26 protein-coding genes, 1 tRNA gene and 1 riboswitch are annotated in these 26,039 nt (G+C 69.3%); of the genes, 21 read left to right on the top strand and 6 right to left on the bottom strand.

Annotated features, from left to right (window positions below; all coding sequences use genetic code 11):
• Positions 1–3: 3 nt before the first annotated feature.
• The 12 genes from prcB to ACFPJ1_RS39840 all read left to right on the top strand — a co-directional run bounded on the left by prcB (position 4) and on the right by ACFPJ1_RS39840 (position 9,973).
• A complete protein-coding gene (gene prcB / locus ACFPJ1_RS39895) occupies positions 4–843 on the top strand; it encodes a proteasome subunit beta (RefSeq protein ID WP_380111564.1) in 840 nt (279 codons plus the stop codon).
• Positions 844–874: 31 nt separating this feature from the next.
• Positions 875–1,744, top strand: a complete 870-nt coding sequence (gene prcA, locus ACFPJ1_RS39890) for a proteasome subunit alpha (protein ID WP_380111563.1) — start codon at positions 875–877, stop codon at positions 1,742–1,744.
• A 146-nt stretch (positions 1,745–1,890) separates the two neighbouring features.
• Positions 1,891–2,424, top strand: a complete 534-nt coding sequence (locus ACFPJ1_RS39885) for an NUDIX hydrolase (RefSeq protein WP_380111562.1) — start codon at positions 1,891–1,893, stop codon at positions 2,422–2,424.
• Between the two features lie 81 nt (positions 2,425–2,505).
• Positions 2,506–3,174, top strand: a complete 669-nt coding sequence (locus ACFPJ1_RS39880; RefSeq protein WP_380111561.1) for a GNAT family N-acetyltransferase — start codon at positions 2,506–2,508, stop codon at positions 3,172–3,174.
• Positions 3,175–3,179: 5 nt separating this feature from the next.
• Positions 3,180–3,274, top strand: a riboswitch (ZMP/ZTP riboswitch).
• A 29-nt stretch (positions 3,275–3,303) separates the two neighbouring features.
• A complete protein-coding gene (locus ACFPJ1_RS39875) occupies positions 3,304–4,212 on the top strand; it encodes a bifunctional 5,10-methylenetetrahydrofolate dehydrogenase/5,10-methenyltetrahydrofolate cyclohydrolase (protein WP_380111560.1) in 909 nt (302 codons plus the stop codon).
• Between the two features lie 144 nt (positions 4,213–4,356).
• Entirely contained in the window at positions 4,357–4,725 is a 369-nt protein-coding gene (gene aroH / locus ACFPJ1_RS39870) for a chorismate mutase (RefSeq protein WP_380111559.1), read from the top strand.
• 34 nt (positions 4,726–4,759) lie between these two features.
• Entirely contained in the window at positions 4,760–5,824 is a 1,065-nt protein-coding gene (locus ACFPJ1_RS39865) for a prephenate dehydrogenase (RefSeq protein ID WP_380111558.1), read from the top strand.
• Positions 5,825–5,834: 10 nt separating this feature from the next.
• On the top strand, positions 5,835–6,518 hold the full coding sequence (gene cmk / locus ACFPJ1_RS39860; protein WP_380111557.1) for a (d)CMP kinase: 684 nt from the start codon (positions 5,835–5,837) through the stop codon (positions 6,516–6,518).
• Entirely contained in the window at positions 6,515–7,243 is a 729-nt protein-coding gene (locus tag ACFPJ1_RS39855; protein ID WP_380111556.1) for a lysophospholipid acyltransferase family protein, read from the top strand. The genes cmk and ACFPJ1_RS39855 overlap by 4 nt, the downstream gene beginning before the upstream one ends.
• Complete coding sequence (gene der, locus ACFPJ1_RS39850) at positions 7,236–8,621, top strand: ribosome biogenesis GTPase Der (RefSeq protein WP_380111555.1); 1,386 nt, start codon at positions 7,236–7,238, stop codon at positions 8,619–8,621. The genes ACFPJ1_RS39855 and der overlap by 8 nt, the downstream gene beginning before the upstream one ends.
• A 178-nt stretch (positions 8,622–8,799) precedes the next feature.
• A tRNA-Pro gene (locus tag ACFPJ1_RS39845) sits at positions 8,800–8,873 on the top strand.
• 170 nt (positions 8,874–9,043) lie between these two features.
• Entirely contained in the window at positions 9,044–9,973 is a 930-nt protein-coding gene (locus ACFPJ1_RS39840; RefSeq protein WP_380111571.1) for a S1C family serine protease, read from the top strand.
• Between the two features lie 23 nt (positions 9,974–9,996).
• On the opposite strand, the gene ACFPJ1_RS39835 is transcribed toward ACFPJ1_RS39840, so the two are convergent.
• The 3 genes from ACFPJ1_RS39835 to ACFPJ1_RS39825 all read right to left on the bottom strand — a co-directional run bounded on the left by ACFPJ1_RS39835 (position 9,997) and on the right by ACFPJ1_RS39825 (position 12,039).
• Positions 9,997–10,569, bottom strand: a complete 573-nt coding sequence (locus ACFPJ1_RS39835; RefSeq protein ID WP_380111554.1) for a GNAT family N-acetyltransferase — start codon at positions 10,567–10,569, stop codon at positions 9,997–9,999.
• A gap of 82 nt (positions 10,570–10,651) precedes the next feature.
• Complete coding sequence (locus ACFPJ1_RS39830) at positions 10,652–11,311, bottom strand: MBL fold metallo-hydrolase (protein ID WP_380111553.1); 660 nt, start codon at positions 11,309–11,311, stop codon at positions 10,652–10,654.
• 20 nt (positions 11,312–11,331) lie between these two features.
• Positions 11,332–12,039 carry a maleylpyruvate isomerase family mycothiol-dependent enzyme gene (locus tag ACFPJ1_RS39825; RefSeq protein ID WP_380111552.1) on the bottom strand — a complete coding sequence of 236 codons (708 nt, stop codon included), beginning with the start codon at positions 12,037–12,039 and terminating at the stop codon, positions 11,332–11,334.
• 183 nt (positions 12,040–12,222) lie between these two features.
• On the opposite strand from ACFPJ1_RS39825, the gene uvrA reads away from it, so the two are divergent.
• The 5 genes from uvrA to ACFPJ1_RS39800 all read left to right on the top strand — a co-directional run bounded on the left by uvrA (position 12,223) and on the right by ACFPJ1_RS39800 (position 17,950).
• Positions 12,223–15,303: an excinuclease ABC subunit UvrA gene (gene uvrA / locus ACFPJ1_RS39820; protein ID WP_380111551.1), complete on the top strand. Its 3,081-nt coding sequence runs from the start codon at positions 12,223–12,225 to the stop codon at positions 15,301–15,303.
• A gap of 81 nt (positions 15,304–15,384) precedes the next feature.
• Positions 15,385–15,711, top strand: coding sequence for a hypothetical protein (locus ACFPJ1_RS39815; RefSeq protein ID WP_380111550.1), 327 nt, complete (start codon positions 15,385–15,387; stop codon positions 15,709–15,711).
• A 9-nt stretch (positions 15,712–15,720) separates the two neighbouring features.
• Entirely contained in the window at positions 15,721–17,013 is a 1,293-nt protein-coding gene (locus ACFPJ1_RS39810; protein WP_380111548.1) for a hypothetical protein, read from the top strand.
• Between the two features lie 16 nt (positions 17,014–17,029).
• Positions 17,030–17,260: a hypothetical protein gene (locus ACFPJ1_RS39805; RefSeq protein WP_380111547.1), complete on the top strand. Its 231-nt coding sequence runs from the start codon at positions 17,030–17,032 to the stop codon at positions 17,258–17,260.
• Positions 17,261–17,407: 147 nt separating this feature from the next.
• Entirely contained in the window at positions 17,408–17,950 is a 543-nt protein-coding gene (locus ACFPJ1_RS39800; protein WP_380111546.1) for a Rieske (2Fe-2S) protein, read from the top strand.
• A gap of 100 nt (positions 17,951–18,050) precedes the next feature.
• Here ACFPJ1_RS39800 and ACFPJ1_RS39795 read toward each other — a convergent pair whose 3' ends face one another.
• On the bottom strand, positions 18,051–19,289 hold the full coding sequence (locus tag ACFPJ1_RS39795) for a S8 family peptidase (RefSeq protein WP_380111545.1): 1,239 nt from the start codon (positions 19,287–19,289) through the stop codon (positions 18,051–18,053).
• 238 nt (positions 19,290–19,527) lie between these two features.
• Between ACFPJ1_RS39795 and uvrC the strand changes: the two genes are divergently transcribed.
• Genes uvrC through ACFPJ1_RS39780 form a run of 3 tightly spaced genes read left to right on the top strand, consistent with a single transcriptional unit; the run spans position 19,528 to position 23,377 of the window.
• A complete protein-coding gene (uvrC, locus tag ACFPJ1_RS39790; RefSeq protein WP_380111544.1) occupies positions 19,528–21,555 on the top strand; it encodes an excinuclease ABC subunit UvrC in 2,028 nt (675 codons plus the stop codon).
• 6 nt (positions 21,556–21,561) lie between these two features.
• Entirely contained in the window at positions 21,562–22,428 is an 867-nt protein-coding gene (rapZ, locus tag ACFPJ1_RS39785) for an RNase adapter RapZ (protein WP_380111543.1), read from the top strand.
• A gap of 7 nt (positions 22,429–22,435) precedes the next feature.
• On the top strand, positions 22,436–23,377 hold the full coding sequence (locus ACFPJ1_RS39780; protein ID WP_380111542.1) for a gluconeogenesis factor YvcK family protein: 942 nt from the start codon (positions 22,436–22,438) through the stop codon (positions 23,375–23,377).
• 1 nt (position 23,378) lies between these two features.
• Here ACFPJ1_RS39780 and ACFPJ1_RS39775 read toward each other — a convergent pair whose 3' ends face one another.
• Together ACFPJ1_RS39775 and ACFPJ1_RS39770 are read right to left on the bottom strand one after the other, a co-directional pair.
• Entirely contained in the window at positions 23,379–24,173 is a 795-nt protein-coding gene (locus tag ACFPJ1_RS39775; protein WP_380111541.1) for a hypothetical protein, read from the bottom strand.
• Positions 24,170–24,700, bottom strand: coding sequence for a SigE family RNA polymerase sigma factor (locus tag ACFPJ1_RS39770; protein ID WP_380111540.1), 531 nt, complete (start codon positions 24,698–24,700; stop codon positions 24,170–24,172). Before ACFPJ1_RS39770 ends, ACFPJ1_RS39775 begins: the two co-directional genes overlap by 4 nt.
• A gap of 177 nt (positions 24,701–24,877) precedes the next feature.
• Between ACFPJ1_RS39770 and whiA the strand changes: the two genes are divergently transcribed.
• Complete coding sequence (gene whiA, locus ACFPJ1_RS39765; protein ID WP_132191256.1) at positions 24,878–25,861, top strand: DNA-binding protein WhiA; 984 nt, start codon at positions 24,878–24,880, stop codon at positions 25,859–25,861.
• The last annotated feature ends 178 nt before the right edge of the window (positions 25,862–26,039 follow it).

Here is a 26,039-nt window from a genome sequence, read left to right as displayed (position 1 = left end):
TAGATGACATTCGATGCCTCCGGCCGGTTGCCGGAAGCCTTCCTGACCCCAGGTGGCTCGTCCTTCATGGACTTCCTGGCCGGGCACGCGCCCGACCTGTTGCCCGGACGACGCTCCCTGGGGACAGGTGACCTGTCCAAGGACGTCCCGCACGGCACCACGATCGTCGCCGCCACCTTCGACGGCGGCGTCGTGATGGCCGGCGACCGGCGCGCGACGATGGGCAACATCATCGCTCAGCGGGACATCGAGAAGGTGTTCCCCGCCGACGAGTACTCGTGCGTCGGGATCGCCGGCAGCGCCGGGCTCGCGGTGGAGATGGTGCGGCTGTTCCAGGTCGAGCTGGAGCACTACGAGAAGCTCGAGGGCACCACGCTCAGCCTGGACGGCAAGTCCAACCGGCTGAGCGCGCTGATCCGCGGCAATCTCGCGTTGGCGATGCAGGGCCTGGCCGTGGTGCCGCTGTTCGCGGGCTACGACCACGACCTGAAGGGCGGCCGGATCTTCTCCTACGACCCGACCGGCGGACGGTACGAGGAGACTGCCTTCCACAGCGTCGGCTCGGGCTCGCTGTTCGCCCGCGGCGCGCTGAAGAAGCTTTACCGGGACGGCATGTCGGCGACCGACTGCGTGACGGCGACGATCCAGGCGCTGTACGACGCGGCCGACGACGACTCCGCGACCGGTGGGCCGGACATGGCCCGGCGGATCTTCCCGGTGATCGGCGTGGTCACCTCGGACGGCTACCAGCGGATGCCCGAGGAGGAGGTCGGCGCGATCGTCGACTCCATCGTCGCCGCCCGGCGGCAGCGTCCGGACGGCCCGGCCGCACCGCTGACCTGAGCCCGCCCGCGCCTCGATAAGAAGGATTTCCATGAGCGTTCCGTTCTACGTCTCACCCGAACAGCTGATGCGGGACCGGGCCGACTTCGCCCGCAAGGGCATCGCCAAGGGCCGCAGCGCGATCGCCCTGCAGTACGCCGACGGCATCCTGTTCGTCGCGGAGAACCGGTCTCCCGCGTTGCACAAGGTGGCCGAGATCTACGACCGGATGGCGTTCGCCGCCGTCGGCCGGTACAACGAGTTCGAGAACCTGCGGATCGCCGGCGTGCGGCTGGCGGACATGCGCGGGTACTCCTACGACCGCCGTGACGTCACCGGCCGGGCGCTGGCGAACGCCTACGCCCAGACGCTCGGCGCGATCTTCTCCTCCGGCGGCGAGAAGCCGCTCGAGGTGGAGATCCTGGTCGCCGAGATCGGCTCCACCGCCGCCGAGGACCAGATCTACCGCCTCACGTACGACGGTTCGATCGCCGACGTCCGGGGATACGCCGTGATGGGCGGCCCGGCCGAGCAGGTGGCGGACTACGTGGGCGAGCACTACTCGGAGGGCATCTCGCTCGCGGGCGCGCTCCGGCTCGCGGTGGACGCCCTCGGCCACGACGGCACCGAGACCCGGCAGCTCGAGCCGGACCAGATCGAGGTCGCCGTCCTGGACCGGACCCGCACCCAGGTGCGCAAGTTCAAGCGGATCTCGGAGGAGACGCTGGCCCGGATCCTGTCCGAGTCCAGGCCCGACACCTCCCCGTCCGAGCCGGCCGTGCACGCGGAGACGGCGGAGACGGTGAACGGCGGCACCTACGAGAGCGACTCCTCGTCCGCCGACGACGCCCCGGTGGCGCCGCCCGAGGACGACGCTCCGATCGCGCCGCCCGAGGACCCGGACACCGACCGCCCTCTGTGAGCAACCACGAATCGTCCGCCGCGGGAACACCTCCCGCGGCGGACGACGCTCTTTCTCGCCCCCGCGCTGACGAGCGACCCAGGGCTGACGGCCGGTTGCCGGAGGCGCAGGCCGATGGTCGCCGGCCGGGGGATCCGGAGCCTTGGGTGCTCCTGGACGAGAAGCCTGGGTCCGAAGGGTTCCTGACGGTCCGGCTGCGGCGCTACCGGTTACCAGACGGCCGGGAGGTGGACTGGGATGTCTTCGGCCCGAAGCTCTCGGCCGGGATCACCGCGGGTATCACCGTGCTGCCGCTTACCCCGGAAGGCCGGATCGTCACCGTGCGCATGTTCCGAGCCGGCCCTGACCAGATCGTCACCAACCTCCCGGGTGGTCTGATCGACCCCGGCGAGGAGCCGGCCGCCGCCGGTCGCCGGGAGTTGGAAGAGGAGACCGGCTATACCTGCGAGTCGATCGAGGTGGTCGGCTGGCATTGGTCGTCGGCCTCGTCGGTGTACCGCAAGTACGTCGCGATCGCCCGCGGCTGCCGGCCGGACGGCGTGCAGCACCTGGACGAGACCGAGGACTGCGTCCCGGTGGAACTCACCGTCGAAGAGTTCCGCCGCGAACTCCGCACGCCCGGCGCAATGACCGGCACCGACGCGGCCTACCTGACCCTCGACCACGCAGGCCTTCTCTGACCAGCGACCCGCACGTCGCGGGACTCGTCGGCGCGGCTTAATCCGTTTGCCGGGAGTGATCCAGAGCCCGAGGATGTTCGCGTGCTGATAGATCATTGGCCGCTCCGAGGCCTCCGGCTGACCACCGAACGGCTCGTACTCCGCCTCCCCGACGAGCAGGAGTTGTCGGCGCTCGCCGATCTCGCCGCCGAAGGTGTCCACAAAGCAGGCGAACGGCCCTTCCTGACCCCGTGGACCGATCTACCTCCCGCCGAGCGAGCGCGGTACGTGCTCCAGGGACACTGGAGTTCCCTCGGCAGCTGGACTCCAGACGATTGGGATCTCAACCTGGGCGCGTTCCAAGATGACCAGCCGGTCGGTCTCGTGACGCTCGGGTCCCGAGAGTTCGCCACCCTCCGCGAGGTGAAGACCTCGTCATGGCTGGGCCTGGCCCACCACGGCCAAGGCCTCGGCACCGAAGCCCGTACTGCGCTGTTGCACCTCGCGTTCGAGGGACTCGGCGCGGAAGCGGCTCTCTCGGAGGTCTTCCAGGACAACGTCGGGTCCCAGGGCGTGTCCCGAAAGCTCGGCTACCTCCCGGACGGCATCTCCCGCGACGTCCTGCACGGCGAGGTCGTGATCTCGGATCGCCTCCGGCTGACCCGCGAGAACTGGCAGCAGGTCGACCGCCGGCCGGTTGAGATCTCCGGATTGGACAGCTGCCGCGAGTTCTTCCTCGGCGCGGACGAGGCCGGGGGAGCGGCGCGGTAAACTTCACCACGGACCGCTACTGGCGTTGAGGTGGTGTACCACCGGGGAACGGTCCGTCGGCGAATCCGTCGACCAGCAGCCGCGCGCCTGGGCCACCGACCTGTTCGTCGACGCCCGAAGGAGCGCGCCATGACCTCTCCCAGCAACCACACCCTCACGTTCTCGAACCCGGACGACGCCAAGGCCGCGCCCCGCGAAGCCGCTCGGCTGATGGTGGGGACGGACCTCGCCGCGGAGATGGTGGCGAAGGCCGCCGACCGCGCGAAGGCGTTGAAGGACGCGACCGGCGTCGAGGCCTGCCTGGCGACCGTGCTGGTCGGGGACGACCCGGCGTCGGCGACGTACGTCCGGATGAAGCAGAACCGCAGCAAAAAGGCGGGAATCGGCTCGCTCAGCGTAGTCCTGCCGGCCGAGACCACCACCGAGGAACTCGTCGCCGAACTGCAGAAGCTCTCCGACGACCCCAAGGTGCACGGGATCCTGCTGCAGCACCCAGTACCGGCTCACATCGACGAGCGTGCCGCGTTCGAGGCGATCGACCCGGCCAAGGACGTCGACGGGGTCACGATGCACTCGTTCGCGGCGATGGCTTTCGGTGAGCCCGGGTTCCGCTCGTGCACGCCGGGTGGGATCATCCGCCTGCTCGAGGCGTACGACGTACCGCTGGCCGGCGCGCACGCGGTCGTCATCGGCCGCAGCCCGATCCTCGGCAAGCCGGTGGGGATGTTGCTCCTGGCATCGAACGCGACGGTCACCTACACCCACTCGAAGACTCGCGACCTGGCAGAGATCGTGAAGACCGCCGACATCGTGGTCGCCGCGGTGGGCAAGGCGAACTTCGTCCGCGGCAGCTGGGTGAAGCCCGGCGCGGTCGTCATCGACGCCGGCTACAACGAGAACAACACCGGCGACGTCCACTTCGAAGAAGCCAGCCAGGTAGCCAGCCTCATCACCCCCGTCCCCGGCGGCGTAGGCCCCATGACCATTTCTCTTCTCCTGGAACAAACCGTGGACGCGGCCGAGGCGCAGACCACCTAGCAGTAACCCTGATCGGTCGAGCCGCCGCCTGAGGCCGCCGCTGAGTGGGGGTTGGGGTGCGGAATGCGAGACGGCTGTCCGTCTGGTGGCGGGGCTGTCCTAGGGTTGAGGTAGGTCGGGACTACGAACTAGGAGGCAGGCGCTGTGGCGGTACGGGCGATCCGGGGGGCCACTCAGCTCGAGGTGGATGAGCGGGAGCATCTGCTCGAGCGGACCGCGGAGCTGGTCCGGGCGGTACTCGAGGCGAACGATCTCGATTCCGCGGACCTGATCAGCATCCTGTTCACCGTCACGCCGGACCTGCACTCGGAGTTCCCGGCGGTGGCCGGCCGGCAGATCGGGCTGACGGACGTCCCGTTGATGTGCATGCAGGAGATCGACGTACCGCACGCGCTGCCGCGGGTGGTCCGGATGATGGTGCACGCGGAGACGTCGCGCTCGCGGGAGAAGATCCAGCACATCTACCTGCACGGCGCCGTCAGCCTGCGCCCGGACCTGACCGGCGCCCAGTGAAGGCCCCAGTGAAGGCCGCAGTGGTGGTCGCCCGATGACGGAGCTGCGCGGTCCGGTCCGGATCGTCGGCACCGGCCTGATCGGTACGTCGATCGGCCTGGCGCTCGGGCGGCTCGGCGTGGTGGTCGAGCTGGTGGACGCCGACCCGGACAACGCGCTGATGGCGGAGCGGATCGGCGCCGGTTCGCGGCTGGTCCAGATCGAGCCGCAGCTGGTGGTCGTCGCAGTACCGCCTGACCATGTCGGCGCCGTGATCGCCGAGCAGTTGCGCCAGACCGACGCGGTGATCACCGACGCGGCGAGCGTGAAGTCGAAGCCGCTCACCGACGCGTCCGCCCTCACCGACGACCTCAGCCGCTACGTCGGCAGTCATCCGATGGCCGGTTCCGAGCGCTCCGGCCCGCTAGCCGGCCGCGCGGATCTTTTCGACGGCGCGACCTGGGCGATCACCCCGCACGAGACCAGCGACCCCAAGGCCGTCGACCTCGTACGCCGTCTCGCCGAGGCGGCCGGGGCTCGTACGGTCGAGCTGTCCGTGGAGGACCACGACCTAGCCGTCGCCAGGGTGTCCCACCTGCCGCACCTGATGTCCGCGTTGGCGGCCGGCACCCTCGTCGACGCACCGAACTCCCACCTCGAGCTCTCCGGCCAGGGCGTCCGCGACGTCACCAGGATCGCGGCCGGCGACCCCCGGCTGTGGACCCAGATCGTGTCCGCGAACTCGACCGCCCTCACCGGCCTGCTGGAGCGGATCCGCGACGAGCTCGACCGGGTGCTCGTTGCCCTGGGCAAGGAGGAGGCGGGCGAGGAGCTCGCCTCGATCCTCGGCCAGGGCGTGTCCGGCGCGGTCCGGGTCCCCGGCAAGCACGGCGCCCCGCACATCGAGCTGGTCCCGGTGCTCGTCACCATTCCCGACCGGCCCGGCCAGCTGGCCCGGCTGTTCGCGGATGCGGCCGAGTCCGGCGCCAACGTCGAGGACTTGCGGATCGACCACAGCCCGGGTCGCCCGGTGGGTGAGGTCGAGCTGGCGGTCAAACCGGCCTCGGTGGATCAGCTGGTCCGGGTACTGACCGAACGTGGCTGGTCCGTTCACCGGTAACCTTCGGCCCATGATCATCGCTGTTGACGGCCCGAGCGGTTCCGGCAAGTCGAGTACCGCCCGCGGTGTCGCGACCAAGCTGGGGCTGCGCTACCTCGACACCGGAGCGATGTACCGGGCGGTGACCTGGTCGGCGCTGGAACACGGCCTCGACCTGGACGACACCGCCGCGGTCGCCGAGCGTGCCCGGGCGCTGGTGCTGTCGGTCAGCACGGATCCGCAGCGGGCCCAGTTCGCGGCCGACGGCACCGACGTGACGGAGGCGATCCGGGACCCGCGGATCAGCGCCAGCGTCAGCAAGATCGCCACCAACTTGGACGTGCGCAAGGAGCTGATCCGCCGCCAGCGCGAGATCATCGCGCAGTCCCAGCCGACCGGCGGGGCGGTGGTCGAGGGCCGTGACATCGCGACCGTGGTCGCTCCACAGGCCGAGCTGAAGGTGCTGCTGACCGCCGACCAGGACGCCCGGATGGCCCGCCGCAAGGCCGAACTGGCCGATGCGGTCACCGCGGAGCAGTTGCGCGACCAGATTGTCCGCCGCGACGCCGACGACGCCACCGTTTCGCAGTTCCTGGTGGCCTCCGACGGCGCCGTCGAGATCGATTCGACCCCTCTGTCCCTGGAGGAGGTCGTCGACGTGATCTGCCGGCTCGCGAAGGAGGCTGAGGCCGCGCCGCGCGACCAGGAGTCATGACCGCCGAACTGACCGGGCACCAGGACCTGCCCCGCACAGACGACCTTCCCCCGCTGCCGCACCGGCTCGGCAGCGTGATGCGCCATTTGGTCGGGCCGTACTTCCGCCGGCGCTACCAGGTGACCGTGCACCACGAGGGCAACTTCCCCCGGACCGGCCCGGTACTGCTCGCCCCCAACCACCTCGGCCTGCTGGACGGACCGCTGCTGGGTTCCACCGCCCCGAGGATGCTCCACCAGCTCGGCAAGATCGAGGCCTTCGCCGGTCTCCAGGGGTTCCTCCTGCAACGTGCCGGGCAGATTCCCGTCGACCGTTCGACGTACGACGTCTGGGCCATCCGCCGGTCTATCCAGGTACTGCGGGACGGCCGCGTGCTGAGCGTTTACCCCGAAGGCACCAGGGGGCCGGGCGACTTCCGCCGGATCCGGACCGGGGTCGCCTACCTGGCCATGGTGACCGGGGCCCCGATCCTGCCCGTGGCGCTGCTGGGGACCCGGCTGCCGGGTGGGAACGTGGAGCACTTCCCGCCCAGGGGGAGCCGGGTGGACGTGGTGTATGGCGAGAGCTTCGCCGTGGACCGCGTACCCTTTCCTCGGAGGCACTCCGACGTTCGCGCGGTTGCCGACCAGATCGGCGAGGTGTTGCGGGCGCATGTCCGGGCGGCCGTCGAAGCCACCGGCCACCCACTCCCGGGTAAGCCAGACCAGAAGGATCCTGATGAGTGACCTGCCCACCGGCTACGGCGATGCCTTCGCCGAGACGACCCACGACCGCGAGGACCGGGGCCCTGTCCCCGTGCTGGCGATCGTCGGCCGGCCGAACGTCGGCAAGTCCACGTTGGTGAACCGGATCATCGGCCGCCGCGAGGCTGTGGTCGAGGACACACCCGGCGTCACCCGCGACCGGGTCCCGTACGACGCGAACTGGTCCGGGCGCGAGTTCACCGTGGTCGACACGGGTGGCTGGGACCCCGACGCCGTCGGCATGGCCGCGCTGGTCGCCGCTCAGGCCGAGGTGGCGATCAACGCCGCGGACGCCGTGCTGTTCGTCGTGGACGCCACCGTCGGGATCACCGACGCCGACGAGGCCGTGGTACGGGTGTTGCGCAAGTCCGGCAAGCCGGTCGTGCTGGCCGCCAACAAGGTCGACGACCAGCGTGTCGAGGCCGAGGCGATGAACCTGTGGAGCCTGGGCATCGGGGAGCCGTTCCCGGTGTCGGCGATGCACGGCCGCGGTACCGGCGACATGCTGGACGCCGTCCTGGCCGCTCTGCCGGAGGCACCGCGCGAGCGGGATGCCGAGACCGGGGGACCGCGCCGGGTCGCGATCGTCGGCAAGCCGAACGTCGGCAAGTCCTCGCTGCTGAACAAGGTGGCCAAAGAGGACCGCGTCGTCGTCAGCGACGTCTCCGGGACGACGGTCGACCCGGTGGACGAGTTCATCACGCTGGGCGGGAAGCCCTGGCGGTTCATCGACACCGCCGGCATCCGCCGCAAGGTGAAGAACGTCCAGGGCCACGAGTACTACGCCAGCCTGCGCACCAACAGCGCGATCGAGCGTGCAGAGGTGGTCGTCGTGGTGATCGACGCCTCCGAGCCGATGAGCGAGCAGGATCTGCGGATCATGAACTCGGTCGAGGAAGCCGGCAAGGCGCTGGTGATCGCCTACAACAAGTGGGACATGGTCGACGAGGACCGGCGCTACTACCTGGAGCGCGAGATCGACCGCGACCTGGTCCAGTTCCGCTGGGCGCCGCGGGTGAACATCAGCGCGCTGACCGGCCGGCACATGGAGAAGCTCGTGCCCGCCATCGAGGCCGCGCTGGACGGCTGGCAGACCCGCGTCCCGACCGGCCAGCTGAACGCGTTCCTCGGCCGCCTGGTCGCTGCGCACCCGCACCCGGTGCGCAGCGGCAAGCAGCCGAAGATCCTGTTCGGCACCCAGGCGACCACGATGCCCCCGACCTTCGCGATCTTCACCTCCGGCGCGTTCGAGCCGTCGTACCAACGCTTCATCGAACGCCGGCTGCGCGAGGACTTCGGCTTCGTCGGCAGCCCGGTGCACGTCCAGATCCGCCCGCGGAAGAAGAAAGAGAAGCGCTGACCGGCTTCTCGTTGCCGTAAGCAACGGTGTGGCCGCGGCCCTGCTCACCAGGTCGCGGCCCGGTCCGACGGGCCCCGGAACAGGGTCCGCACGTCCATCGAGACACCCGCGACCCGTGGTGAGAAACGCCCCGGGAATGGGGTAAGGTTTACCCGCTCGCTCCTGAGGAGCAAGTGTTCGGGCTGTGGCGTAGTTTGGTAACGCGTTCGGCTGGGGGCCGAAAGATCGCAGGTTCAAATCCTGTCAGCCCGACCCCTACGAGGGCACCGACCAGGTCGGTGCCCTTCGTGTTTTCCGGAGTTCTCCTGCCCTCCCCACCGGGGTCGAGCGAGCGGGCGTCACCAGCTGCGGGCAGGAAGTTCGGCGCCAGAGTGCTGCCAGCGCTTGATTGCGGGGTAATGATGTAATCAGGAGGCAGCGTGATGATGGATGACGACGTACTGGACGCCTACTCCCGGGTGGTCTCGGGAGTGGCGGAGCATTTGATCCCGAGGGTGGCGAGCCTGCGGGTGCAGGGGCGGCGCGGTGACTCGTCCGGGTCGGCCGTGGTGCTCACGGGAGACGGGCACCTGCTCACGAACGCACACGTGGTCGGCGACGGCAGCGGCGCGACCGCCGAGTTCGCGGACGGTACGACGGCGCAGGCGCGCGTGGCCGGGGTGGACCGGTTGTCCGACCTGGCGGTACTGCGAGCCGACCGGGAGATCCCGGATCCACCGGAGTACGGGGACGCGGATCGGCTGAAGGTCGGGAACCTGGTGGTTGCCGTGGGCAATCCGCTCGGCCTGGCGGGCAGTGTCACAGCGGGTGTGGTGAGCGCTCTCGGGCGTTCTCTGCCGGTCCGCCTGGGAACGGCGAGCAGGATCATCGAGGACGTGATCCAGACCGACGCGGCGCTGAACCCGGGCAACTCGGGCGGAGCACTTGCCGATGGCAATGGCCGGGTGATCGGCATCAACACCGCGGTCGCGGGCATCGGCCTCGGTCTCGCGGTACCGATGAATCCGACGACGCGGCGCATCATCTACTCGCTGCTGCACGACGGCCGCGTCCGCCGCGCGTACCTCGGCCTGGTGACAACCCCGGCACCGCTCCGCCCACAACTGGCCGAGCGCTTCGGCCAGCGATCCGCCCTGCGAGTAGTCGAGGTGATCTCAGGCAGCCCCGCCGCCCTGGCCGGCCTACGCCAGGGTGACCTGGTCCTGGCCGTCGACGGCACCCCGCTCCGGGACGCCCAATCCCTCCAACGCCAGCTGTTCGCTGACGCCATCGGCCGCCGAACAGAAATCACGGCAGTTCGCAACGGCGCCCTAGTAGACGTAGTAGCCCACCCCGCCGAACTGACCGACTGAACCCCTAACCCTCAACCAAACCCTCAACCAGGCAATTGCTTCCACTGCCCGACGAGGGGCGCCCGCAGGAGTACGCAGGTACCGGGCTGCAGGGGAGCGCCCGGAAAGGTGAAGTCGCGGGTCACCTCCTCGAACCCGAACCTCTGGTGGAGGTCGAGGATCGCGCCGTTGGCGAGGTTCGCGAAGTAGAAGATGGAGTCGGCGCGCTCGGCCGTCCACCGCATCCGCGCGAGCGTGAGCAGCTCGCCGATCCCGTGCCGCCGCCACCCTGGCGCGACGATCAGCCCGATCAGGAAATACCCACTCGGCGCTGTATCGGCTGGATGCTCAGGCAACCGCTCATGCCGAATCACCCCGCCATAACCGACCACCTGCTCGTCCGCCCCGGACCCCGCGCAGGCAACAGCGACGTACCGCTCCGGATCCTCGAGATCAACCCGCAGTCGCTCGACGCGCTCCTCGGCCGGCCCACCGGTCCGCGACACGATCAACTCCGCGCAGATGGCGAGATCAGCAGCCCGCCCACCCCGCACCGAGATCACGTCGTTCGCAGGGCGGCGAGAAGCCTCAGGGTCATAAGCGGCGAATCCATTCACACCCGAAGCCTAGGGTCCCGGTCGTACTTCGAGCGGGCCACCGCGCTGATCACCGGAGGTCGGTCGATCAGCGTCGACGGGTCTACCAGCCGCGGGCGCGCCACTCCGGGAGGCTGGGGCGTTCGGCCCCGAGGCAGGTGTCGGCACCGTGGCCGGGGTAGACCCAGGTCTCGTCCGGGAGCCGGTCGAAGAGCTTGGTCTCCACGTCGTTCAGCAGCGACAGGAAGTTCTCGGCGTCACCGCGAGTGTTGCCGACACCACCCGGGAACAGGGAGTCGCCGGTGAACACATGCGGCGGCCCGGTCGGGTCGTCGTACAGCAGGGCGATCGAGCCAGGCGTGTGGCCGACGAGATGGATCACCTCGAGTCCGATCCGGCCGAAGTGGATGCGGTCGCCGTCCTCGACGGGCTCGTCGGTCGGCACCTCGATGCCCTCGGCGTCGTACTGCCCGGCGAGGGTCTGGGCGCTGGTCCGCGCGACGACCTCGGCGAGGGCCTGCCAGTGGTCGCCGTGCCGGTGCGTGGTGATCACCTTGCTGATGCCCTCGGAGCCGATCACGTTCAGCAGGGTGTCCGCGTCGTTGGCGGCGTCGATCAGCACCTGCTCGTCGGTGAGCCGGCAGCGCAACAGGTACGCGTTGTTGTCCATCGGGCCCACGGCGACCTTGGTGATCATCAGTTGCGCGAGCTCGTGCGTCTGCGCGGGGCCACCGACATGGACGTTGCCGTGATACTCCGTCATGCGTTCTCCCATAGCTCGTGTCATCCCCAGGGCGGCGGTTCCGGCAGCGTGCCCTCGAGCGTGAGGGTGCTCCCGTCGGTCCGGCCGAGCGCCCAGCCCAGCAGCGCCGCGGTGTCGCCAGTGACGATCCTTGCACCGGCGGGCCGCTCAGGCGACGACCAGGTCGAGTCCGAGCTCCGCAGTACTGCGTTGAAGTCGTCGGGCCACCGGGTGGTCACGTAGGTCAGCAGCACCTCGCGGGACTCGGCCGGTACGTCGTCGAAGGTGTAGCCGAGGCCCAGGTCGACGTGGTGCACCTCCAGTTCGTTGAGGCGAGCCACCACGATCTGGTCCGCGGTACGGGTCGTCCCGCTGGGCCAGGTGACCTCCGCGGCCCAGGCCTCGGCCGGCAGATCCTCGAACCGCTCCAGCAGCCGGGCTTCGGCCGCCTGGATATCCTGGAGCTGTACTGCGATCGGCCGCGCGGCGCCTGCCTCGATGTCGGACTCGCGGGCCTCCACGGACACGTACATCGGCTTGCGCACACCGGTGAGAGCCCAGTCACACAGATTCACCAGGGCGTCGGCGTTGCGGGCGACATGGCTGAGCACGTGCCCGAGAGTCCAGCGGGGCAGCAGCGACGGGCGCAGTACGTCGGCGTCCGTCAGCCGGGCGGAGGTGGCCAGGAGTCTCCGGTTAGCGGACGGTAACTCTTGCAGCAGCCGGCTCGTTTGCAGGGGTGCGACCATGGTCGAAGACTATCGAATATGCTTTCGAAGAGGCTGTACCTCGGCCGCCGGAGACTTCGCGGAAGTTTTTGTCGGAGGACCTCGTTAGCATGATCGGGCATGTCCCCGGAGCGTGTCGGGAAGCCTGTTGATGGGCACCCGGAGCGTCCCACGAAACCCTCGAGAACGGCTGAGAGTGAGCTTGTGTCTGATCGTCTGATCGTGCGTGGAGCGCGTGAGCACAACCTGAAGGACGTCTCGCTCGACCTGCCACGCGACGCCATGATCGTCTTCACCGGGCTGTCCGGGTCCGGCAAGTCCAGCCTGGCCTTCGACACGATCTTCGCTGAGGGCCAGCGGCGCTACGTCGAGTCGCTGTCGGCGTATGCGCGCCAGTTCCTCGGCCAGATGGACAAACCGGACGTCGACTTCATCGAGGGCCTGTCGCCCGCGGTCTCGATCGACCAGAAGTCCACCTCGAAGAACCCGCGCTCGACGGTCGGCACGATCACCGAGGTCTACGACTACCTCCGGCTGCTGTTCGCCCGCGCGGGCCGGCCGCACTGTCCCGAGTGCGGGGAGCCGATCAGCCGGCAGACCCCGCAGCAGATCGTGGACCGCGTCCTCGACCTGGACGAGGGCACCCGATTCCAGGTGCTCGCGCCGGTCATCCGCGGCCGCAAGGGGGAGTACCTCGACCTCTTCCGGCAGCTGACCGGTCAGGGCTTCTCCCGCGCCCGGGTGGACGGCGAGACCATCCAGCTGACCGAGCCGCCGAAGCTGGACAAGCAGAAGAAGCACACCATCGACGTCGTGGTCGACCGGCTCGCGGTCAAGGGTTCCGCGAAGCAGCGGCTGACCGACTCGGTGGAGACCGCGCTCGGCCTGTCCGGCGGCATCGTCACGCTGGACTTCGTCGACCTGCCGGACGACGACCCGCACCGCGAGCGCCGGTTCTCCGAGAAGCTCGCCTGCCCGAACGACCATCCCCTGGCGATCGACGAGCTGGAGCCGCGCTCGTTCTCGTTCAACTCGCCGTACGGCGCCTGCCCGGTCTGCTCCGGGCTCGGCACCCGGATGGAGGTGGATCCGGAGCTGCTGGTCCCGGACCCGTCGAAGTCCCTCGACGAGGGCGCGATCCAACCCTGGTCGGGCCAGAACGTCTCGCAGTACTTCGAGCGGCTGCTCGGCGCGCTCGCCAAGGACCTCAAGATCAAGACGAGTACGCCGTTCGGCGAACTCCCGGCCAAGGCGAAGAAGTCGCTGCTGACCGGGCACGACCGCCAGGTGCACGTCTCGTACAAGAACCGCTACGGCCGCGAGCGCTCGTACTACACCACCTTCGAAGGGGTGATCCCGTACGTCGAGCGGCGGCACGCGGAGTCGTCCAGCGACACCAGCCGGGAGCGCTTCGAGGGCTACATGCGCGAGGTCCCGTGCCTCGCGTGCAACGGCGCCCGGCTGAAGCCGATCTCGCTCGCGGTCACGATGGGCGGCAAGAACATCGCCGAGGTGAGCGCGATGTCGATCGACGAGGTGCACGCGTTCCTCGCCGACATGGAGTTGAGCCCGCGGGAGAAGCAGATCGCGGAGCGGGTGGTCAAGGAGATCGGCGAGCGGCTGCGGTTCCTGCTCGACGTGGGCCTGGACTACCTGGCGCTGAACCGGCCGGCCGGCTCGCTGTCCGGCGGTGAGGCGCAGCGGATCCGGCTCGCGACGCAGATCGGCTCCGGCCTGGTCGGCGTGCTCTACGTGCTGGACGAGCCGTCGATCGGTCTGCACCAGCGGGACAACCGCCGGCTGATCGACACCCTGGTCCGGCTGAAGGACCTGGGTAACACGCTGATCGTGGTCGAGCACGACGAGGACACCATCGACCACGCCGACTGGGTGGTCGACATCGGCCCGGGTGCCGGTGAGCACGGCGGCCAGGTTGTCGTCTCCGGCACGGTCGAGGACCTGCGCAACCACCCGGACTCGATCACCGGCGCCTACATCTCCGGCCGTCGCGAGATCCCGATCCCGCCGGTGCGCCGGCCGTTGACGGAGGGCCGCGAGCTCACCGTGTACGGCGCGCGCGAGCACAACCTGCAGGACATCGACGTGACGATCCCGCTCGGGGTCTTCGTCGCGGTCACCGGTGTGTCCGGCTCGGGCAAGTCGACGCTCGTGAACGACATCCTCTACACGTCGCTCGCGCGGCAGATCTACGGCGCCCGGACGATCCCCGGCCGGCACACGAAGATCTCCGGCATGGAGCTCGTCGACAAGGTGATCCACGTCGACCAGTCACCGATCGGACGGACGCCGAGGTCGAACCCGGCGACGTACACGGGAGTCTGGGACCACGTCCGCAAGCTGTTCGCGGAGACGCCGGAGGCGAAGGTCCGGGGTTACCAGCAGGGCCGGTTCTCGTTCAACGTCAAGGGCGGCCGCTGCGAGGCCTGCTCGGGTGACGGCACGCTGAAGATCGAGATGAACTTCCTGCCCGACGTCTACGTGCCCTGCGAGGTGTGCCACGGCGCCCGGTACAACCGGGAGACGCTCGAGGTGCACTACAAGGGCAAGACGGTCGCGGACATCCTGGACATGCCGATCGAGGAGGCCGCCGACTTCTTCGCGGCGATCCCGGCGATCGCCCGGCACCTGACCACGCTGAACGAGGTCGGTCTCGGGTATGTGCGGCTCGGACAGCCCGCACCGACCCTGTCCGGCGGTGAGGCGCAGCGGGTCAAGCTGGCATCGGAGCTGCAGAAGCGGTCGACCGGGCGCACGGTCTACGTGCTGGACGAGCCGACCACCGGTCTGCACTTCGAGGACATCCGCAAGCTGCTGGGCGTGCTCGGCAGCCTGGTGGACAAGGGCAACTCGGTGCTCGTCATCGAGCACAACCTCGACGTGATCAAGACCGCGGACTGGATCGTCGACCTCGGTCCCGACGGCGGCCGCCGTGGTGGCACGCTCGTCGCGGAAGGGACCCCGGAGGACGTCGCAGCGAACCCGAACTCCTACACGGGTGAGTTCCTCGCGGAGATCCTGCACGGTCGTGCCGCGAAGCCGAGCGCCAAGAAGCTCGCGGCCGCTGCGAAGTCCGGCGATACTACGACGACCGCTCAGGAGACCGCGAACGGCGCTGCGACGAAGACGGCCAATGGTGCTGCCAAGAAGGCGGCCAACGGTGCGGTGAAGAAGGTCGCGACCGGGGCTGCGAAGAAGGTGGCGACGAAGACCGCGGCCAAGAAGGCGCCGGCGAAGAAGACCGCCGCCAAGCGAGTGGCGCGCTAGCAGTACAAGGACCCCACGCGCTCGCAGTACAACGATCAACCGTCGGCCAGGAGTGTCACCCTCCTGGCCGACGTTGCATCCGTGCTGGCGTTGCTGTTGTGCGCCCGGTCGCGGCTGTACCCGCTGGCCGCGGAGGTGCTGGGGCTGTTCGCCGCGGCGGGAGTTGTGGTCGCCGCGCTGGTCCAGGAACTGTCCCAGCAGTCGGTGGGTGGCACACTTGTCGCAGGCGGACTACTCGTGGTGGTGGCGATAGTCGGAGCCTTCGGCCTGAGCTGGACGCCGCAGGACCACGTGCAGGTCCGGCTCGGCCAGGTCCTGGACCAGCTCCAGGTGCTGGCCGTGGTGGCGCTGATCCCGCTGGTACTCGGAGCATTCGGGGTGTTCAGCGATCTGCTCGATGTCTTCTGATCGGATGGTATGACCGGGTCCAACTGGCGGGCGGAGCTGATGAACCGCCTCGACGACGGGTCTGCGGCGGCTGAGAACGCCGCCGCGCCATCCGGTGCCGCCTCCGCCCCTGCTGTGGGTGGAGAGGAGGGTGCGCCTGGTCTGGAGCAGTACCCGCCGCCGACGATGCCGGCGGTGCCCGCGCCTGCCGGCAGTGGGTGGGGTGCGCCGGTGCCGCCGCAGGAGCAGCAGCCCGAGTACGTGCAGCCGCAGTACAACCAGGCGCCCTATCAACCGCCGCCGCAGAACTACCCGCCGCAGAACTACCCGGTGCCGGAGCAGCAGAACTACCAGCAGGAGAGCTATCCGCCTCCGCAGCAGGCTTATCCGCCGCCTCAGGGCTACCCGCCGCAGGAGTACGTGCAGCCGGGGTATGAGCAGCAGTACCCGCCGCAGTATGACCAGGGGTATCAGCAGCAGCCGCAGTACGACCCGGCCCAGCAGTATCAGCAGGCGCCGCAGTACCCGCAGTATCAGCAACCGCCGGTGCAGCAGTACGAGCAGCCGCCGTACGGGCCGGTGCCGCAGGTGCCACCGGCGCCGTACCAGCAGCAGTACACGCAACCGCCGACGCAGCAGATGCCGCCGCAGGAGGCGAGCTCGTGGGACAACCCGGCGCCTGACGGGGGACCGGACGCGCATGCCTACGCCCCGGCGTACCAAGACCCGCTCGCCGGGCCGTTGCCGGTGGCAACTGGGTCGGTCGGGCTGCAGCACGAGGACCGGACCGGCTCGGGCGGCTTCCTGCGCCGGATCGGCAGGTTCGCCGCGGAGGCGGCCTACATCGCCGGCGCCTCGGGCCGGATGCAACGCGACGTGGAGAACATCGCGATCATCCGCCGCCCGATCGGGATCGGCCGGATGATCGGCGTGATCGGCCCGGTGCCGCTGAGCGGGACGTCGATCGTCACCGCGCTGCTCGCCGACGCGCTCGCCTCGCAGCGGACCGACATCGTGCTGGCCGTCGACGCGTTCCCGCGCGAGGGCAAGCTGACCCACCGGCTCGACCAGGGTCTCGCGAACACCCCGAACTCGCGGATCCAGCTGGCCCGCTCGAGCCCACCGCCGACGCGATCAGCGAAGTGCTTGCCGCCCGCAACGTCGGCGGAGCGAACCAGATCCCGCTGTCGCTCGTCGACTGCCCGGCGGGCCTGTTCGAGGAGGCGACCGGGTACGTCGCCGGCGCGGCCCACTCCGTCGCGCTGGTGGTCCCGTCGTCCCGCGAGGGTGCGCGGCCCAGCATCGATCTGCTCGACCAGTTGACCACGGACGTCAGCAGATGCTGGTGCAGAAGGGCCTGGTGATCATCGCCGAGGGCCAGCCGAACGACCCGGAGCCGGTGCGCTGGCTGCAGTCGGCGGTGTCCGACCGCGGCCTCGGCTACGTCGTCCTCCCGTACGACGAGCATCTCGGCCACGCCTGGCCGCTGCGTCCCGAGCAGCTCGAACCGGCCACCCGCCGGGCCGTGCTCGAGTTCGCCGCCCGCCTGGTGGAGCGTGCCACCCGCTGACTTTCGAGCGATTTCGGCACCGTGATGAACCGTTGTGCCGATCCGCTCGTTCGTCGAAGTATGGCCTGGTTTGGTCAGGCCGGGTAGAAAATAAAGAAGCAGAACGTTCAACTACTTTTCTCAGCAAGCTCTTGGAGGTCCAGATTCATGAGCGACGACAGAACGGCCGAACTCGCCAAGGCGATCGACACACTGCGTGACCGGCGGGCGGTGCTCCGGGGTGCCGCAGTGGCCGGTCTCGCCGGCGTCAGTGTGCCGCTTCTCGCCGCGTGCGGTGGCGGCAACGATGCGAGCAGCACACCGTCGAGCACCGGCTCCAGCTCGGCCCCGACCTCGGCTCCGACGTCGGCACCGTCTTCGGCGCCTTCCTCGGCCGGTACTCCGAGCAGTGGTGGTGGGGGAGCGGTGCTCGGTCCGGTGTCGGACGTCCCGGTGAACGGCGGGATGGTCTTCCAGGACGCGAAGGTCGTGGTCACGCAGCCGACGTCCGGCCAGTACAAGGGGTTCACGGCGGTCTGCACACACGCCGGCTGCCTCGTCCGGACGGTGGAGGACAACACCATCACCTGCCCGTGCCATGGCAGCAAGTACAACGCCACCGACGGCAGTGTCATCAGCGGTCCGGCGCCGGCGCCGCTCGCCGCGGTCCCGGTGGCGGTCGACGGCAAGAACATCGTCGCCTCCGCCTGATAGACGGTCCTCTGATCGGCTGTGGGGGACGGTCGAGGACATGCGGAAGGCCCGGTCAGGTGGCCGGGCCTTCCGCTTCAGCTAGAGGTACTCCGCCGGATCAGCTCTGGGTCGGGTCCACCGCGCCGACGAAGAGCAGCTTGTTCGGCGAGCCGGTGCCCGGGTCACCGACCTTGTCCGGAGTCGCCGCGCCGACCAGCGCGGTCGCCACGTCCGCCGGCGTCGCGTCGGGGTGCGCGCTCAGGTAGAGGGCGATGCCACCCGCCACGTGCGGGGTCGCCATCGACGTACCGCTCATCTTGGCCGTCGAGTCCGGCGCGGTGATGCCGACCGACTCCACGTCGACGCCCGGCGCGAAAAGGTCGACGCAGGTGCCCCAGTTGGAGAAGGTCGCCTTGGCGTCCTGGTCGTCGGTCGCCCCGACGGTGATCGCGGACGGCTCCTTGGACGGCGAGCCACCGCAGGCGTCCGAGCTGTCGTTGCCGGCAGCAACCGCGTAGGTGACACCGGAGTCGACGGAGGCCTTCACCGCGGCGTCCAGCGCCTCGTCGGCGCCACCGCCGAGGCTCATGTTCGCGACGGCCGGCTTCTTCGCGTTGGCCGTCACCCATTCGATGCCCGCGACAACACTCTCGGTCGAACCGGAGCCGCTGCAGTCGAGCACCCGGACACCGAAGACCTTCGCGCCCTTGGCCAGACCGAAGTTCGTGCCCGCGATGGTGCCCGCGACGTGGCTGCCGTGGCCCATGCAGTCGACGCCGTTCTGCCCGTCGCCGACGGTATCGGTGCCGACCGAGGCGCGGCCGCCGAAGTCGTTGTGAGCGGCATAGATGCCGGTGTCGATGACGTACACGTTGACGTTGTCGGCCGTTGCCGAGGGCTCGAACTTCTGGTCCAGCGGCAGGTCGCGCTGGTCGGTGCGGTCCAGGCCCCACGGCGGGTTGTCCTGGTTCGCGGTGAACTTCTGGTTCTGCTGGACGAACGCGACCCGCGAGTCAGCGGCCATCTTCTGGGCGTGCTCCGGCGTCATGCTCGCAGAGAATCCCTTGATGCTCGCGCTGAACTGCTTGCGCACCTTCGCGTCGTACGACGTCGCGAGGCTCTGCGTGGTGGCGCGGGTCGCCGCGGGCGAGCGATTGCCGGAGAGGACGACCACATAGCTGCCGGGGATCGCGGTCGGGCTGTCCGCGCCGCGAACGGTGGCGGTGGCGCTGGTGGGGGCTGTCTGGCTGGCGTCGCTGCCGGCCGCGGTGGCGACCAGACCGGTGACGGCGAGTGCGGCCGCGGCGGTCGCACCGATCGCGGTCCGCAACCGACGTGGTGTTGTCACTGGGGACATGGGCGGAACTCCCTCGAGTCAAGCGCGGGCCCGTTGCCTCACGCTCAGGTCCTGCGCATCTACCCTGAGCTACAAGTTACGGAGGGCGCCCATCCCAATCAGGGTCAGACCGGCCTTATGGGACAAGCCGCAACACGATCTCCGCGCGATCGCAACCATGAGCTCTCCACCACCGTGCCGACAGCCGGCCGGCCGGTGCCGCGGAAGGGCTGTCGGCGGGGCGAACTAGGCTGGTTCGGTGGCTGATCCTTCCTCCTATCGCCCTGCTCCGGGGTCGATTCCCGATTCCCCCGGCGTGTACCGCTTCAGCGATGCGTCCGGACGGGTGATCTACGTCGGCAAGGCGAAGAATTTGCGCGCCCGGCTGTCGTCGTACTTCCAGGATCTGGTCAACCTGCACCCGCGGACCCAGTCGATGGTGACGACCGCGGCGAAGGTCGACTGGACGGTGGTGGCCAACGAGGTCGAGTCGCTGCAACTGGAGTACTCCTGGATCAAGGAGTACGACCCGCGCTTCAACGTGAAGTACCGCGACGACAAGTCCTACCCGTGGCTGGCAATCACGTTGAACGAGGAGTACCCGCGGGTGATGGTCGGCCGCGGCCAGAAGAAGAAGGGCGTCCGGTACTTCGGTCCGTACAGCCACGCCTGGGCGATCCGCGAGACGGTCGACCTGCTGCTCCGCGTGTTCCCGATGCGCTCGTGCAGCAAGGGCGTCTTCAACCGGCACCGCCAGATCGGCCGGCCCTGCCTGCTCGGCTACATCGGCAAGTGCGCCGCGCCGTGCACCGGCCAGGTCAGCCAGGAGGAGCACCGCAAGATCGTCGAGGACTTCTCGGCCTTCCTGTCCGGCCAGACCGCGACGTACGTGCGCCGCCTGGAGCGGGAGATGAAGGCGGCGGCGATCGAGCTCGAGTACGAGAAGGCCGCCAAGATCCGCGACGACCTCAGTGCCCTGGACAAGGCGCTGGCGAAGAACGCGGTGGTTCTCGGCGACGGCACCGACACGGACGTGATCGCGTTGTCGGAGGACCCGCTGGAGGTCGCGGTACAGATCTTCTACGTGCGCGGCGGGCGGATTCGCGGTCAGCGCGGCTGGATCGCCGACAAGGCGGACGGTGACGCGACCACGGCCGACCTGGTCGAGCGGTTCATCCAGCAGACGTATGCGGGGGAGACCTCGGACGCCATCCCGCGGGAGATCCTGGTGCCGACCGTGCCCGAGGGGGAGGAAGCCCTGATCCAGTGGCTCTCCGAGCTCCGGGGTTCGCGGGTGGCGATCCGGGTTCCGCAGCGCGGTGACAAGAAGGACCTGATGGCGACCGTCGAGCGCAACGCGCTGCAGACGCTGACCATGCACAAGACCAAGCGGGCCAGCGACCTGACCACCCGCAACCTGGCGCTCGAGGAGATCCAGGCGGCGCTCGATCTGCCCGAGGCGCCGCTGCGGATGGAGTGCTACGACGTCTCGAACCTGCAGGGCACCGAGGTGGTCGCCTCGATGGTCGTTTTCGAGGACGGCCTGCCGCGCAAGAGCGAGTACCGGCGGTTCGTGATCAAGGGCGTCGAGGGCCAGAACGACGTCGCGTCGATCGCCGAGGTGCTGACCCGGCGGTTCAAGCGGCTGCTGGAGGACCGCGCGGACATCCCGGAGGGGGAGGACCCGACGGCGTACCTGGTCGATCCGGAGACCGGCCGGGCGAAGAAGTTCGCCTACACGCCGGGCCTGGTCGTCGTCGACGGTGGCCCGCCGCAGGTCGCGGCGGCCCGCCAGGCGATGGACGAGCTGGGCCTCGGCGACATCCCGGTCTGCGGTCTGGCCAAGCGGCTCGAGGAGGTCTGGCTGCCCGACGACGAGGACCCGGTCATCTTCTCCCGTACTTCGGAAGGCCTGTACCTGCTGCAGCGGCTGCGCGACGAAGCCCACCGGTTCGCCATCACCCACCACCGCAACCGGCGGTCCAAGTCGATGGTCGAGAGCGTGCTGGACGATGTCGCCGGGCTCGGCGAGGTCCGCCGCAAGACGCTGCTGAAACACTTCGGCTCGTTGAAGAAGTTGCGCCAGGCGAGTGTCGACGAGGTCGCCGAGCTGCCCGGTTTCGGGCGCCGGACCGCCGAGTCCGTAGTACTGGCAGTGAACTCCGCGGCAACGAAGGCCGACACGTCCCGCGCACCGTCGGTCAACACCGCCACGGGCGAGATACTGGACGACGACGGGCCGGAGCTTGCCGGTCTGCCCGACGGGGACCTGAACGGGGAGATTTGAGAACTGATGGACGAGTCGAGCGGCAACCTCATTATCGTGTCCGGAATGTCCGGCGCGGGACGGAGTTCGGTCGCGGACGTGCTGGAGGATCTCGGCTGGTTCGTGGTCGACAACCTGCCGCCGATGTTCCTGACCACGATCGTCGAGCAGGTCGTCGGGACCGGCGCCTCGCCCCGGCTGGCGATCGTCGTGGACGTCCGGACCGGGATGTTCTTCGACGAGCTCGGCTCGGCGATCCAGGACCTGCGGACCAAGGGGTACCGGCCGGTCACACTGTTCCTGGAGGCCTCCGACGACGTGATCGTGCGGCGGCAGGAGAGCGTCCGGAGGCCGCACCCGCTGCAGGGTGAGGGCCGGCTGCTGACCGGGATCCAGCGCGAGCGCGAGCTGCTCGGTGACATCCGGGCCGGCGCGGACATGGTGATCGACACCTCCAGCCTGAACATCCACCAGCTCGCGGCGAAGATCGTGAACGCCTTCGGCGAGGAGGAGAACGCCGAGCTGCGCGCGACCGTGGTCTCCTTCGGGTTCAAGTACGGCATCCCGGTGGACGCCGACGTGGTGGCGGACATGCGCTTCGTGCCGAACCCGTACTGGCAGCCCGACCTGCGCCCGATGACGGGCCAGGACAAACCTGTGTCAGACTTCGTGCTCGGTCATCCGCTGGCCCAGCAGTTCCTGCAGAACTACGTGGACGTGCTGGACACCCTGCGGACCGGCTATCTGAACGAGGGCAAGCGGTTCGTCACGGTCGCGATCGGCTGCACCGGTGGGAAGCACCGGAGCGTCGCGATGGCCGAGGAGATCGCTCGCAGGCTGCGGGAGAAGGGGTCACCCACCTTGGTCGTGCACAGGGATCTGGGGCGGGAGTGACGGCGTAGTGTCGCGATCGCCCCGCGTTGTCGCACTGGGTGGTGGGCATGGTCTCGCCGCCTCCTTGTCCGCGCTCCGGCAGGTCACCGACCAGCTGACGGCGGTCGTGACGGTCGCCGACAACGGCGGCTCCTCCGGCCGGTTGCGCAGCGAGCTCGGCGTGCTGCCACCGGGGGACCTCCGGATGGCGCTGGCCGCGTTGTGCCGCGACGACGAGTGGGGCCGCACCTGGGCGGACGTGCTGCAGCACCGCTTCCGCAGCGACGGCGCCCTGCACGACCACGCGGTGGGCAACCTGCTCATCGTGGCCCTGTGGGAGTTGCTCGGCGAGGCCGTCGACGGACTCGACTGGGTGGCCAGACTGCTCGGCGCTCAGGGCCGCGTACTGCCGATGTCCGCCGTACCGCTGGACATCACCGCGCGCGTGCTCGGGCTGGATCCCGCGCATCCCGAGGCGATCACCGAGATCCGCGGCCAGACCGAGGTGGCGACCACCGAGGGACACGTGGTGGACGTCGCGCTCGACCCGGCCGACCCGCCGGCCTGCCCGGAGGCGCTGGTCGCCATCGCGGAGGCCGACTGGGTCGTCGTTGGTCCAGGGTCGTGGTTCACCTCCGTGATCCCGAACCTGCTCGTCCCGGCGTTGTCCCGCGGCCTGCAGGAGACGAACGCCCGCCGGCTGCTGACGTTGAACCTGGGAGAGCAGAAGGGCGAGACCGCCGGGTTCTCGCCGGAGACCCACCTCGAAGTACTGGCCGCGCACGCACCCGACCTGCGGATCGACGTCGTGCTGGCGGATGAGGGCCACGTGCCGGACCCGGCGTCGCTGCAACGTACTGCGGACTCGCTCGGCGCACACCTGGTGATCGCCGACATCGCCGACGACGAACGCCACCTGCACCACGACCCCGGCAAACTCGCCAAGATCTACCGCGAGATCTTCGAGTGACTCACTTCGGGTAGACCGGTTGCCGGTCGGCGTTGTACCCCTCCCAGGGGTTGTAGACGTTCGAGTCGAACCGGGCGAGCTCCCGCCCGTTCACGTCGTAGTAGATCGCCCAGATCGGCTTGTCGCGTACGTCGGTGGGCGTCAGCTCGGCGTACCAGAGCAGGAAGCCGTTCTGCACCGTCGCCGGACTGACGATGCCGTCGATCTCGAAGTCGACGGCGGCGACGTTCTTCGGCACGGTGCCTTCCGCGCCGTCGCGGTCGGTCCAAACCTCGAAGGCCTGCTGCCATTTCAGGTCTTCGCGCAGGTAGTTGTCGCCAGGGGCGCCGGTGCCGGCGTTGTGCTGGCAGAACGCCCAGCTCTTGCGGTCGGGAGACAGCAGGATCGCCCGGAACCAGGCGCCCTTCGCTTGGCTGACGGCGACCTTCCAGCCGGTGATCGACCCAGTGCCACCCCCGGCCTTGCGACTGCCGCGCTGCCACTGCTTGTCCTGCGGCTCGCAGCGCTTGATGATCTGCGCGTCGGTGAGGCTGCTGGGCGGCGGCTGGAGCGGCAGCAGCTCCCCGATAGCCGGGGGACTGGCCGGCTGGACACCGTTGACGGGGTTGCCGTCCGACCAGGTGGTGACGCCGGCGACGACGGCCCCGGCCGTGATCGCGCCGGCCGCAACCACGCCTGCCCGGCGCAGTCGCAGGCTGCGCCGGCCCCGGCGTACGACGTCGTCGATGGAGTGGTGCAGCGGCCGGTCGGTGTCGTCGGCGGCACCGGCCAGCAGGTCCTTGATCTCGGGTGTCATGACAAGACCTCTTCCCGGTCGTCGACGGGCTCTTCCAGCTCTGGGCGGTTCAGCACTTCGCGGAGAGTGGCGAGGCCGCGTGAGCTCTGGCTCTTGACGGCTCCGACGCCGATGCCGAGCACGCTCGCGGTTTCCTCGAGGCTGAGGTCCGCGTAGTACCGCAACACCACGCAGGCGCGCTGCCGAGGTGGCAGTTCCGCCAGCGCCTGGATCACCAGCAGGCGGTCGTCGATCGTGCCGGCCGGGTCCGCCAGAGGTTGTTCCACGGGCTGGTCGACGACATGCTCGCGTCGCCACGGTCGCTTCGCCTGGTCGAGCACGACCGACACGACGGCCTTGTGGGCATAGGTGTTGAGGCCCGCCCGGTGGTCCAGCCGGTGCCACGCCTTGTACACGCGGACCAGTGCGTCCTGGGCTGCGTCCTCGGCCCGGTGCCAGTCGCCGCACATCAGATACGCCGTACGGCGTAACCGGCGTACGACCGCGGTCGCGAACTCGGTGAAGTCCACCTCGTCCCGTCTTCGCATCGGCCGCTCCTCTCGATTGTCGGGGAAGGAACGACGCCGGCCACCGGAAAGGTTGCTGCCGCGAATTCTGCGGCCCACCCATCACCTGCGTGAGGTCAGCCGTAACGGGGTAGGGGTGCGGGCAGTTGGACCAGTGGTGACGCGAGGGTCTTTGACAGCAGTGGGAGGATTCCCTACATGGCGATGACAGCACAGGTGAAGTCCGAGCTGACCAGCATCCAGGTCACCAAACCCTGTTGCCGCAAGGCCGAGGTGTCCTCCGTCCTGCGCTTCGCGGGCGGCCTGCACCTCGTGTCCGGCCGGATCGTGGTGGAGGCCGAGCTCGACAGCGGTGCCGCCGCCCGCCGGTTGCGCAAGGACATCGCCGAGATCTTCGGACACCCGTCGGACGTCGTGGTGATCTCCCCGTCCGGTATCCGGAAGCAGACCAAGTACGTCGTCCGCGTGGTCCGCGACGGCGACGCTCTGGCGCGGCAGACAGGCCTCGTGGACAACCGCGGACGCCCAGTCCGCGGTCTTCCGCCGGCGGTCGTGTCAGGCGCCTCCTGCGACGCCGTGGCGGCCTGGCGCGGGGCCTTCCTGGCGCACGGCTCGCTGACGGAGCCGGGCCGCTCCTCGTCCCTCGAGGTGACCTGCCCCGGTCCGGAGGCAGCGCTGGCCCTGGTAGGTGCTGCCCGTCGCCTCGGGATCGGCTCCAAGGCCCGTGAGGTCCGCAACGTGGACCGGGTGGTGATCCGCGACGGCGACGCGATCGGTGCCCTGCTGACCCGCCTCGGCGCGCACGAGTCCGTGCTCGCTTGGGAGGAGCGGCGGATGCGTCGCGAGGTCCGCGCCACCGCGAACCGGCTCGCGAACTTCGACGACGCCAACCTGCGCCGGTCCGCCCGTGCGGCCGTGGCCGCCGGTGCCCGGGTCGAGCGGGCCCTGGAGATCCTCGGTGACGACGTCCCGGACCACCTGCAGGTGGCGGGCAAGCTGCGGCTGGAGCACAAGCAGGCCAGCCTCGAGGAGCTCGGCCAGCTGCACGAGCCGGCCCTCACCAAGGACGCCGTCGCGGGCCGGATCCGCCGCCTGCTGGCGATGGCCGACAAGCGCGCCGCCGACCTCAACATCCCGAACACCGAGGCCAACCTCACCCCCGACATGCTCGACCCCGCCTGACCCTGGCGGCCTGACCCCTGGCGGAACGCAACGTCCGAAGTACCGAGGCCTATGGCCCACAGTCGTTCGGACGTTGCGACCGTGTGGGTGGGTGGTGGTCTGATGTGGACGGTACCAGTGGGTCGAGTGGGCTGTTGGGCTAGTGTTTCGGGCATAGCGGCAGTGCTCAAAAGCTAGT

This window comes from Kribbella qitaiheensis (assembly GCF_042657745.1).
GTDB classification, from domain to species: Bacteria; Actinomycetota; Actinomycetes; order Propionibacteriales; family Kribbellaceae; genus Kribbella; species Kribbella qitaiheensis.
The sequence above is the reverse complement of the archived record's forward strand: the minus strand, read 5'-3'. Positions and strand labels throughout refer to the sequence as shown.